The organism is Paenibacillus sp. OT2-17 (assembly GCF_009827695.1).
Classification (GTDB): Bacteria; Bacillota; Bacilli; order Paenibacillales; family Paenibacillaceae; genus Paenibacillus; species Paenibacillus polymyxa_B.
This window is the reverse complement of record NZ_WUDQ01000428.1, coordinates 1-3,235: the sequence shown is the minus strand read 5'-3', so window position 1 is coordinate 3,235 and position 3,235 is coordinate 1. Positions and strand designations below refer to the sequence as shown.

Sequence of the window (3,235 nt, the reverse complement as noted above, 5' to 3'; positions counted from 1 at the left end):
CGTATGAGTGGAGTACGCATCATTGAGTGGTTAGGTACCACTTATGTAGAGATCCTGCGTGGCACACCTATGCTGGTGCAACTCATGATTATTCACTACGGGGTTGCTTTGACGCTGGGTGTCAATTTTACTCCACTCCAGTCTGGTATAATCACATTGTCTCTGAATAGCTCGGCATATCTGGCTGAAATTTTCCGTGCAGGTATCCAGGCAGTAGACCGTGGACAGATGGAGGCTGCCCGTTCATTGGGTATGGGACGGGGCAAAGCTATGCGTCATGTCATTTTGCCGCAAGCATTTAAATCTATTTTGCCTGCTATCGGTAATGAGTTTATTACGATCATTAAAGAATCATCCATTATTTCGACCATTGGGATGGTGGATATTATGTATCAGGCCCAGGTCATTAAGAACATTACCTACGAAGGATTAAGTCCGTTCGTAATCGCAGCCGCTATTTATTTTGTAATGACATTCAGCTTGTCTAAGCTGCTGGGTTTATGGGAAAGGAAGTTGAGAGCCAGTGATCACCGTTAAACAACTGCGTAAATCGTTCGGCAAGAATGAGATTTTAAAAGGCATTGATATAGATATCGCCAAAGGTGAAGTCGTCGTCATCATCGGTCCCAGCGGTTCGGGGAAGAGTACGTTTTTGCGTTGCATGAATCTGCTAGAACAGCCTACGAACGGGGAGATTTTGTTTGAGGGAGAGCCGATTACAGCTCGTGGTCATAATATTAATGTGACCCGGGAGAAGATGGGGATGGTGTTCCAGCATTTTAATCTGTTCCCGCATAAAACAGTGTTGCAGAACCTGACGCTTGCACCAACGCAGGTTAGAAGACAGTCAGGGAAGGAAGCGGAAAAAATTGCGCTAGAACTCCTGCGTACCGTAGGGCTTGAGGATAAGAAGAATACCTATCCGAACCAGCTATCCGGTGGTCAGAAGCAACGTATTGCGATTGCGCGTGCTTTGGCCATGCAGCCGCACGTAATGCTGTTCGATGAGCCGACTTCTGCATTGGACCCTGAAATGGTTGGAGAGGTTCTGGATGTAATGAAGAAGCTCGCCGAAGGCGGCATGACCATGGTAATCGTGACGCATGAAATGGGCTTTGCCCGCGAGGTAGGCGATAGAATTATCTTTATGGATAACGGTCAAATTGTAGAGCAAGGTACACCAGAGCAGGTATTTGGTACTCCAAGCCATGATCGCACCCGTGATTTTCTTGCCAAAGTATTGTAAGAAAGTGCTGATATGAGCTATAAAAAAGCCCTCCGTTTGACGGAGGGCTTTTTCTTTTTTTTGTCACCATTTCACCATATTTTCGTAACAAATATCGATTTCTTGGTGACAAAATTGTAATGAGTATAGTATGATGTTCAAGGTTCCCAACATTTTCATGCGGATAAGGTTACAAAATTGTGATATTATGCAGTAAGCCAAAACTTACCGGGACAGCATGCGGTTATGACAAACGCTGAATGCGGGCCCAAACTATGGGAAGTGCGGGGGACGTAACAACGGCAGTCTTTCCGATACGTCATAAGACGATATGGAATATGCCTAGGGGTGAATTGCACAAGCATAGGGCTTCTCCTGAGTCCGAATCCGACAGCTAACTTCGCAGGCATAACAGAGGAGGTACATATCTTTGAAACATCTAAAACATATTGGAAAAACCATGAAATTTGCGGTGCTTGCCGCAGCCATTGCAGGGCTGGCACAGACAGCTGGAGTAGCGGATGCTGCTTCGCTTCATACTGCCAAAGATGGCGATACCTTCTTTTTGCTTGCTCAACGTTATGGAGTATCAGTGGACGAGCTGACGAAGGCGAACCCAAACATTGCCTCTAACAATATATATGCAGGTCTGCAAATTAAGGTACCTGGTGAAAAAAGTGTGAATGCAGCTTCGGATTCGAAGCCGCAGCTTCTTACGGAGAAAGCACCAGCGAATGAGGGGCCAACGATTGAAGCGTGGGGCAAAACATTTAACTATAGCAAAATAGTTGACGTTAAGGCTACTGCGTATTCTGCCGCAGCCGATGAGAATGGTAAATGGGGAGCAGTGGACTACTACGGCAATCCGCTTAAACTAGGTACAATTGCGGTAGACCCGAACGTCATTCCGATGGGCACGAAAGTGCTGGTTACAGGCTATTCCCACCCAGGTTTGCCGGATCATTCTTTTGTAGCTGTCGCTCGCGATCAGGGCAGCGCCATTACAGGAAAACGGATTGATATCTTTATTCCTGGCAACAAATCATTTGTGAACGACTTTGGATTTCAAAATGTGAAGCTGTACGTTATTGATAAATAGCATTATACGTATATACGGTTTAATTAAACATAATATATATTATGTAAACTTAATGCCTGTATCCTACCGCATATAACTAGGTCAGACTCTTATCAGGTCCTATCCATAAAAAAGGCTGTCTTGACGAGCAGAAAACTTCTGCTGGTAAGACAGCCTTTTTACGTTGCTTTAGCTTGTAGCTCAATCATAAACATATGGTTATTTCTGTTCCGATGTGTGGAGTAGCCGGGGGACTGTCACAAATTTGTAGCCCTTAGCTTTTAGAGAGTGAATTAGACCCGGCAGAGCTTGGACAGTGCCTTGCAAGTTGGAACTTTGACCTCCACCTGCGTGCATTAAAATAATAGAGCCAGGCCCAGTAGCTGGGATCACATTGCGCTGAATTTGTGTTTTACTTAGTCCCTTCCAGTCGAGAGAGTCTACATTCCAATTGACAATCATGTAGCCATGACGACGTGCCCACTGGATTTGAGGCTCCGTGATTTCACCGTAGGGTGGACGAATCAACTTGGGGCGAAAACCTGCGCTGGCTTGTAAAATACGTTCTGTTTTTGTAATCTGGTTGCGAAAGCGTTCTGGTGTGGCCTTTCTAAAATCCGGATGAGTATAGGAATGGTTTCCTATAGCATGGCCTTCACGGATAATACGGCGTATGATCCCCGGATGCTTTTCCGCACGGTGACCGACGATGAAAAATGTAGCTTTGATGCCATTGGCGTGTAATACGTCCAAAACCTGCGGCGTATACCTAGAATCGGGCACATCATCAAAGGTTAGGGCAATTTGGCGGGTGTGTGGGCCGCACATTTTAAAAATGTCCGCATGTTTTTTTCGCAGCATTGCTAATGTAGGAGTTGCTCGATCTGTGCTCTGTTGTACAGAAGAAGCAACAGCTGCTTCCTTGGGATGGG

The 3,235-nt window shown here is 45.7% G+C and carries 4 protein-coding genes and 1 riboswitch; of the genes, 3 read left to right on the top strand and 1 reads right to left on the bottom strand.

Annotation, left to right across the window (positions count from 1 at the left end):
* The 3 genes from GRP75_RS22480 to GRP75_RS22470 form a co-directional block, all read left to right on the top strand.
* Positions 1-537, top strand: a 537-nt coding sequence (locus tag GRP75_RS22480) for an amino acid ABC transporter permease (protein ID WP_160790409.1), incomplete at its 5' end; no start/stop codon positions are given.
* Positions 524-1,246, top strand: a complete 723-nt coding sequence (locus GRP75_RS22475) for an amino acid ABC transporter ATP-binding protein (RefSeq protein ID WP_068942600.1) — start codon at positions 524-526, stop codon at positions 1,244-1,246. The genes GRP75_RS22480 and GRP75_RS22475, both read left to right, overlap by 14 nt.
* A gap of 234 nt (positions 1,247-1,480) precedes the next feature.
* Positions 1,481-1,649: riboswitch (cyclic di-AMP (ydaO/yuaA leader) on the top strand.
* Positions 1,650-1,655: 6 nt separating this feature from the next.
* Positions 1,656-2,324 carry a 3D domain-containing protein gene (locus GRP75_RS22470; RefSeq protein WP_023988952.1) on the top strand — a complete coding sequence of 223 codons (669 nt, stop codon included), beginning with the start codon at positions 1,656-1,658 and terminating at the stop codon, positions 2,322-2,324.
* 198 nt (positions 2,325-2,522) lie between these two features.
* Here GRP75_RS22470 and GRP75_RS22465 read toward each other — a convergent pair.
* Positions 2,523-3,235: polysaccharide deacetylase family protein (locus GRP75_RS22465; RefSeq protein WP_160790408.1), on the bottom strand; the 713-nt coding region annotated here is incomplete at its 5' end.